This window comes from Kibdelosporangium persicum, assembly GCF_013280595.1.
In the GTDB taxonomy this organism is placed as follows: domain Bacteria; phylum Actinomycetota; class Actinomycetes; order Mycobacteriales; family Pseudonocardiaceae; genus Kibdelosporangium; species Kibdelosporangium persicum.
This window is the reverse complement of sequence record NZ_JAAATY010000071.1, coordinates 1-8,364: the sequence shown is the minus strand read 5'-3', so window position 1 is coordinate 8,364 and position 8,364 is coordinate 1. Positions and strand designations below refer to the sequence as shown.

The following is an 8,364-nucleotide window of genomic DNA, read 5'->3' as shown; positions in this document are numbered from 1 at the left end:
AGCACCCCACCATCCACACCAAACACCACACCCGCCACCGACCCACCCAGCACCCCATCCAACCCCCCACACACCTCATCAAACACCCCAGCAAACACCGGAAACACCCCATACAACTCCCGACCCATACCCAACCGCTGCGAACCCTGACCCGCGAACAGGAAAGCGACATCGGCTCCCTGCTTCGCGGTGCCGGTGACGACGTTCAACGCCGGTTGTGCGCCGGCCAGTGCCGCGAGGCCGCTCAGGAAGTCCGTGCGGGTCCGGCCGGTGACGACCGCGCGGTGCGGGAACCGGGATCGGCCCGACAGCGTGAAACCGGCGTCCGCGAGGCTCAGCCCGGGGTGTGCTGTGAGGTGGCTGTGCAGTTGTCCCGCCTGCGCGCGCAGCGCCTCATCGTTCTTCGCGGACAGCAACCAGGGCACCAGATCCTCGGAGCCGGCCGCGTGCGTGGGGGTCTCGTCCGGCGCCTGCTCGATGATGACGTGGGCGTTCGTGCCGCTGATGCCGAAGGCCGACACCGCGGCCCGGCGCGGCCGGTCGCCGCCGGGCCAGTCCCGCTGCTCGGTCAGCAGGCGCACGGCACCCGCCGACCAGTCGACGGCACTGGAGGGGGCGTCCACGTGCAGCGTCTTCGGCAGCTGGGCGGCACGCAACGCACCGATCATCTTGATCACACCGGCCATGCCGGCCGCCGCCTGCGCGTGCCCGATGTTCGACTTGACCGAGCCGAGGTACAGCGGTTCGCGGCCGGCACGGTCCTGGCCGTAGGTGGCGATGAGTGCCTGCGCCTCGATCGGGTCGCCCAGCCTGGTTCCGGTCCCGTGCGCCTCAACAGCGTCCACTTCGGACGGAGTCAGCCGTGCGTCGGCCAGCGCCTGCCGGATCACCCGCTCCTGCGACGGGCCGTTGGGCGCGGTGAGACCGTTGCTCGCGCCGTCGGAGTTCACCGCGGACCCGCGCACCACCGCCAGTACCCGGCGCCCGTCGCGCAGCGCGTCCGACAGCCGCTCGACCACCAGCACGCCGACACCTTCGGACCACCCGGTGCCGTCCGCCGCGTCCGCGAACGACTTGCACCGCCCGTCGGCGGCCAGCCCGCCCTGCACCTCGAACTCCATGAACAGGCCGGGGTTGGCCATCACGGCCGCGCCTGCCACCAGCGCCTGGTCGCATTCGCCCTTGCGCAGCGCCCCGACGGCGAGGTGGAGCGCGACGAGTGCCGACGAACACGCCGTGTCGATGGTGACCGCCGGGCCCTCCAAGCCGAAGGTGTAGGCCAGACGGCCCGACGCCACACTGATCGAGGTTCCGGTCAGCAGGTGTCCCTCGACCCCGGGGACGGGCTGGTGCGAGGGCACACCGTAGTCCTGATCGGACACCCCGACGAACACACCGGTCCGGCTGCCGCGAAGCGAACCGGGCTCGATCCCGGCCCGTTCAAAGGCTTCCCAGGACGTCTCCAGCAGCAGCCGCTGCTGCGGGTCCATCGCCAGTGCCTCGCGGGGCGCGATGCCGAAGAAGTCCGCGTCGAAATCCGCCGCGTCGTGCAGGAACCCGCCCTCCCGCAGGAAAGGGCCCTCGGTCCAGCCCCGATCCCGCGGCACGGCCGACACCGCGTCACGGCCGGACGTGACCAACTGCCACAGGTCCTCCGGCGACCGGACGCCGCCAGGGTACCGGCACGCCGCGGCCACCACGGCGACCGGTTCGGGCGCGGCGGACTCCACCTCCGCCAGCCGCTTGCGGGTGCGGTGCAGATCGGCGGTGACCCGCTTCAGGTACTCAACGAGCTTGTCTTGGTCTGGCACCCGGTTCAGCTCCGTCGCGAGATCGAGTGGTGTCGGGGAGACCTGACGTGGCTGTCCCAGGCACAGGTGACCCGACCCAACTAACCGTCCCAACGTAATGTTCCAAACCTTGCACGGTCCTTGCACAGGCCTGGAAAAACACCGGTCACGTCCGCGCACCGGCTTCTCACGCCACCGCAGGCACCTACACTCGGTTCAGCAATTCTCGCGACATCCCGGTAAGGAGCCGAAAGTGTCCGAAACAACGCCGGTCGCGAAGAACGTCGTGAAGTTCTTCGAGATCTCCACCGACGATCGCGCCACGATCGAAAGCTTCTACGGTGACATATTCGGCTGGCAGTTCATGCAGCTCCCCCAGCTGAACTACAGCTTCATCTCCATTCCCGGGCACGGCGACTTCCAGGGCGGCGTCTACGACAACCGGGGCGAGGAACCCAATTGGGGAATCTTCTGCATCGAGGTCGACATCAACGAGATGGACGAGATCTGCCGCAAGGCCGAGGCGGCGGGCGGAACGGTGACCTATCCGCCGACAGTCGAAAGTGCGTTCGGCGAGAAGACGACGGCGGCGCAGATCCTCGACCCGTCAGGGAATCGTTTCGGGATTTACGCCTACCAGCCCGCGCCTGATTCGGAGTCCTGATCCACGCCGCCGCGGCCGGCCGCCTCCCGGCGGCCGGCCGCGGCCTTGTTCGTCCCGGGATGCCCGGGTTCAGCCGCGTCACCGATCTCTGGCCAGGTCCCCGAACTCGGCGTCGATGAACTCGAGCAGTTCGCCCGCGGTCGCGGTCTCGAGCCGTCCCTCGATCGGACCGTCGTCCCGCGCACCGGCTTCCGCCGTCCACCGGCGCGACAGTTCCCGCAGGCGCGCCGCGATCGTCGCGTCCATCTCCCCCGAAGGCGCCAGCGAAGCCAATGCCGCCTCGATGGCGTCGATGTCCCGCAGGACCTGACGGCGCGTGTCCGCTTCGCCGGGCACCAGCAGGCCACGCAGGTAGCCGGCGACCGCGTCCGGCGTGGGGTGGTCGAACACAAGGGTCGCCGGGATCGTCCTGGACACCGCGGCCTGCAGGCGGTTGCGCAGCTCGACGGATGTGAGCGAGTCGAACCCCACCTCCCTGAACGCACGGTCGTCCTCGAGCTCGTCCACGGAGATGTGACCGAGCACGGCAGCCGCATGAGTACGGACCAGACCGAGGATCGCCTCGTGCTGCTCCGCGCCCGGGAGTGTGGCGAGCTGCCGGGTGAAGGACGAGGCGTCCGTCTCCTCCCGAGCGGCTTGCTTGCGGCGGGGACGGACGATTCCGGTCAACAACGCCGGAACGGCACCGTCGCGCAACGCGGCCATGTCCAGTCGCATCGGGAGCAGCGCCGGTTCCCCGGTCGTGACTGCGGCGTCGAACAACGCGAGGGCGTGGTCCGTGCTCATCGGGGCCAGACCTGCCCTGGTCACCCGACGCAGATCACGCTTCCCCAGGTTGCCGGTCATGGCACTGCGCTCTTCCCACAGGCCCCACGCCAGCGATGTGGCCGCCATTCCCTGGTGACGGCGGTGCCATGCGAGGGCGTCGAGGAAGGCGTTGCCCGCCGCGTAACCGGCCTGTCCCGCGCTGCCCAGCGTCGCCGCCGCAGAGGAGAACAGCACGAACAGGTCCAGGTCGAGGTGCTGGGTCAGTTCGTGCAGATGCCAGCCGGCGTCGATCTTCGGCTTGAGCACCGTGGCGACGCGGTCCGGCGTGAGCGACTGGACAATGCCGTCGTCCAGCACGCCCGCCGCGTGCACCACGCCCACCAGGGGGTTCTGCTCCGGCACGGAACGGATCAGCCCGGCCAGCGCGTCGCGGTCGGCTACGTCGCACGCCGCCAGTGTCACGTTCGCCCCGAGTCCGAGCAGTTCCGCCTGCAACCGCACGGCGTGCGGTCCGTCGGCACCGCGCCGCCCGGCCAACAGCAGGTTGCGCACGCCGTGCTCAGTGACCAGGTGACGGGCGACCAGCCCGCCGAGTACCCCTGTGGCGCCGGTGATCAGGACCGTCCCGGCCGGATCGACCACAGGCGGAATGGTCAGCACCGCCTTGCCCACCAGGCGCGCCTGGCTCAGCGCGCGAAAAGCCGCCGGAGCCTGCCGGACATCCCACGTCGTGACCGGTGGTGGCTGGAGATCGCCGCGCTCGAACAGCGTCACGAGCTCGGCGAGCATCTCGCCGATCCGCCGCGGTCCCGCGTCGGTCAGGTCGAAGGACTTGTAGCGCACACCGGGGTGGTCCGCGGCCACCTGCTCCGGATCACGGATGTCCGTCTTGCCCATTTCGAGGAACCGTCCACCTTCGGGTAGCAACCGCAGGGACGCGTCGACGTACTCACCGGCCAGCGAGTCCAGCACCACGTCGACTCCCCGCCCGTTGGTGGCGGCCATGAAGTGGTCCTCGAACCGCAAGGTCCGTGACGAGGCCACATGCCGGTCGTCGAGGTCCAGCGCACGCTGCTTGGCCGGGCTCGCCGTCCCGAACACCTCGGCCCCCAGGTGCCGCGCCAGTTGCACGGCCGCGGTGCCGACACCACCGGCCGCGGCGTGCACCAGAACTGATTCACCTGGCCGCAGGCCCGCCAGGTCGACCAACGCGTAGTAGGCGGTCAGAAACACGACCGGAACCGACGCCGCCCGCGTGAACGACCACCCTTGCGGCATCCGCACGATTGTCCGGTGGTCGGCCACGGCGAACGGGCCCAGCGCACCGCCGAACATGCCCATCACCTTGTCGCCGGGCGTGATGTCGTGCACGGCGGAGCCGACCTCGAGCACGATGCCGGCCCCCTCGGACCCGATCCCAGCCGGTTTCGGGTACATGTCCAGGGCGATCAGCACATCGCGGAAGTTCACGCCGGCCGCGCGCACGGCGATCCGGACCTCACCAGGCCCGAGCGGCCCGGAGACCTCCGGGCAGGCCCGCAACGTCAGGTTGTCCACTGTTCCCGCGCCGGTGGTGTCGACCCGCCACGCGGTCACGGCGGACGGCGGTACCAGGGCCGTCCCCGGCTCGGACTTCACCAGTCGCGGGACGAGGACACGACCGTGCCGCAGGGCCACCTCGGGCTCGTGCCCCTCCGCCACCCAGGGCAGCAGCGCCGAAGATTCCTCGTGCCGGTCGGTGTCGACGAGCAGGATCCGGCCCGGGTTCTCGGTCTGCGCACTGCGCACCAGGCCCCAGACCGGGGCGCGAGCCAGATCCAGGACCCCATCGTCCTGTCCGGTATCGTCGGGCCCGGCATCGTCGGGCCCGGCATCGTCGGGCCCGGCATCGTCGGGCCCAGTCCGCACGGCTCCGTTCGTGAGCACCAGCAACCTGGTCGCCGAGAATCGATCTTCGGCCAGCCAGGAACGCAGCAGCGTCAACGTGGTGGTGACCGCGGCGTGTGCTTCGGCAGGTACGGCGCCGTGCCCTGCCGGCCATGAGCACGCCACCACCACGTCCGGAACCGCCGCGCCGCCGTCGATCGCGGCGATCAGCGAACCCAGATCCGGGTACGCCCGCCCGGCCTCGCTGTCTCCCAGCACAGCCCAGTTGCCGGTCTTCGCACCGCCGACGGCCTCGACCGGGCTCCACTCGACTCGGAACAGCGAGTCGCCGACGTCGTCGCGGAGCGACCGTTGCGTGGTGATCGGCCGCGACACCAGTGCGTCGATGCTGATCACCGGTTCGCCGCTGGCGTCGGCGGCCACGACAGCCACCGTGTCGGTGCCACTCGCGGTCAACCTGACCCGCAGTGTCGTGGCGCCGTTGGCCTGCACCGAGACTCCGGACCAGGAGAAGGGCGGGCCGGCTGGGACGACGTCGCCGCCCGGTACCCGCAGCAGGCCGAGACCGATCGGGTGCAGCGCGGCATCGAGCAGGGCCGGGTGCAGGACGAACCCGTCGTCGCCGGTGCGCGCCTCGTCGGGCAACCGGACTTCGGCGAACAGGTCACCGGCCAGCGACCAGACACCGGTGACACCGCGGAACGCCGGGCCATAACGGAAGCCGGCCTCAGCGAGCTTGTCGTACAGCCGGCCCGCGCTGACAGCGGCCGCACCGGGCGGTGGCCACGGCCCGCCGTCGGCTCCGGCCCAGCCGAGCTTCCGTGCCTCCTGCCGCTCGGTCGTCAGGACACCAGTCGCATGACGGGTCCATTTCTCCTCAGCCGACGCGTTCGCCGGACGTGCGGAGATGCTCATCGGCATCCGGCCCGACGCGTCGGCGTCGGCCACCACGACCTGGATGTGCACGCCGCCGTGGTCGGGAACGACCAACGGGGACTCCAGCGTGAGGTCCGCGATGCGAACCGCGCCCGCTTGGTCGGCGGCCCGCGAAGCCATCTCGAGCATCGCGGTACCCGGCACGAGCACCCTGCCGCTCACCGCGTGATCACGGAGCCAGGGATGCGAGCGCAGCGACAGGCTGCCGGTCAGCACCGTCCCGGTGCCGTCCGCGCTGGGCACGACCGCCCGTAACAGGGCGTGCCCCGTAGGCGCCAGACCGAGGTCGGACGCGTCGGTCACCCGTGGTGCGGCCGTCTGCCAGTACCGGCGGTGCTGGAAGGCGTAGGTGGGCAGATCGATTCCGGGTGTCCCGGTGAAGAAACTGTCCCACGCCACCGGAACCCCATGAACGTGCAGGGTGGCGAGCGCGGTGGTGAAGGACTCGACGTCCGGACGGCTGGCGCGCAGGGCCGGGACGAGCACCGGGGCGGTCTTCCCGTCGCTGTCGAGGCACTCGTGCCCCAGCCCGGTGAGCACACCGTCGGGTCCCAGTTCGAGGAACGCCGTCACGCCCTTCGCCTGCAGGCTGGTCATGGCGTCGGCGAAGCGGACCGTGTCCCGGACGTGGCGCACCCAGTGGTCCGCAGAACCGAGTCGTGCGTCCGTCACCGGCAGCCCGGTCACGGTCGACACCACCGGAATCCCGGCTGGTGCGTAGGTCAGCTGCTCGGCCACCCGGCGGAACTCGTCGAGCACGGGCTCGACCAGTGGCGAGTGGAACGCGTGGGACACCTTGAGCCGCTTGGTCTTGTATCCCTCGGCCCCGGCCGCCGCGACGAGGACGGCCACCGCGTCCGCGGCACCGGAAACGACCACTGAGGACGGGCCGTTGACCGCCGCGATCCCGGTCCGTTCGGGCAGCAGTGGCGCCACCGCTGCTTCGGACGCGCGAACCGACACCATCACGCCTCCGGGCGGCAACGCCCGCATCAGCCGGCCACGAGCCGCCACCAGGGCACAGGCGTCCGCCAGCGGAAGCACTCCGGCCACATGCGCGGCTGCGAGTTCTCCGACGGAGTGCCCCGCCACGAAAGCGGGCCGCAGCCCGTGGTGCGACACCAGCCGGAACAGCGCCACCTCCACCGCGAACAGACCGGCCTGTGCGAAAGCCGTGTCGTCGAGCAGTCGCGCGGTCTGGGTCTCCGGCTCCGCGAAGAGCACGTCCAGCAAGGGCCGGTCCAGGTGCGGGTCCAGTTCCGCGCACACCGCGTCCAGCGCGGCGGCGTAGACGGGGCTGGCCCCGTACAGTTCCCGTCCCATCCCGAGCCGCTGCGAACCCTGCCCGGAGAAGAGGAAAGCCAGTTTGTGGTCGGCGACGGACCCACGGATCACTCCGGCCACCGTGCGGCCTTCGGCGAGCTCGTCCAGGCCGTGCACCCAACCGTCGCGGTCGGCCGCGATCACCACCGCCCGGTGCTCCAGTGCCGGCCTGCCGGACAACGTGGATCCGACCTCCGCGGGCCGCAGTGCCGGGTTCGCCTCGATGTGGGTCCGCAGACGGCTCGCCTGCGCGGCGAGCGCCGGTTCGGTTCGCGCCGACAGGATCCACGGCAGCACCGGAGCCGCCATCGCGGGCCGGGCCGGCGGGCCTGCCGGCTCCGGCGGCGCTTGTTCCACGATCACGTGGGCGTTCGTGCCGCTGATCCCGAACGACGACACCCCCGCCCGCCGCGGCCGGCCGGTGCGCGGCCATTCCTTCGCCTCGGTGAGCAGCCGCACAGACCCGGCCGACCAGTCCACGTGCGGCGACGGCTCGTCCACGTGCAACGTCCGCGGCACCACACCATGCCGCATCGCCAGCACCATCTTGATCACACCGGCCACCCCGGAAGCCGACTGGGTGTGCCCGATGTTCGACTTCACCGACCCCAGCCACAGCGGCCGTTCCCGCCCCTGGCCGTACGTCGCCAACAACGCACGCGCCTCAATCGGATCACCCAACCGGGTCCCCGTCCCGTGCGCCTCCACAACATCCACATCAGACGCCTCAAGACCCGCCACAGCCAGCGCCTGCCCAATCACCCGCCGCTGAGCCCGCCCACTCGGAGCAGTCAACCCATTCGACGCACCATCAGAATTCACCGCCGAACCACGCACCACAGCCAACACACGATGACCATTACGCCGAGCATCCGACAACCGCTCCACCAACAACACACCAACACCCTCACCCCACGCCGTACCATCAGCAGCCGCCGCGAACGCCTTGCACCGCCCATCCGAAGCAAGCCCACCCTGCCGCTCGAACTCGGTGAA

The 8,364-nt window shown here is 70.5% G+C and carries 2 protein-coding genes and 1 pseudogene; 1 reads left to right on the top strand and 2 read right to left on the bottom strand.

Going from position 1 to position 8,364, the window contains the following annotated elements:
• A pseudogene (locus tag GC106_RS46780) lies at positions 1–1,811 on the bottom strand (type I polyketide synthase); the annotation flags it as partial.
• Positions 1,812–2,043: 232 nt separating this feature from the next.
• Here GC106_RS46780 and GC106_RS46775 point away from each other — a divergent pair.
• A complete protein-coding gene (locus tag GC106_RS46775; protein ID WP_173142647.1) occupies positions 2,044–2,454 on the top strand; it encodes a VOC family protein in 411 nt (136 codons plus the stop codon).
• A 78-nt stretch (positions 2,455–2,532) separates the two neighbouring features.
• Here the strand turns inward: GC106_RS46775 and GC106_RS46770 are convergent.
• The coding region (locus tag GC106_RS46770) for a type I polyketide synthase (protein WP_173142646.1) at positions 2,533–8,364 on the bottom strand (5,832 nt) is incomplete at its 5' end.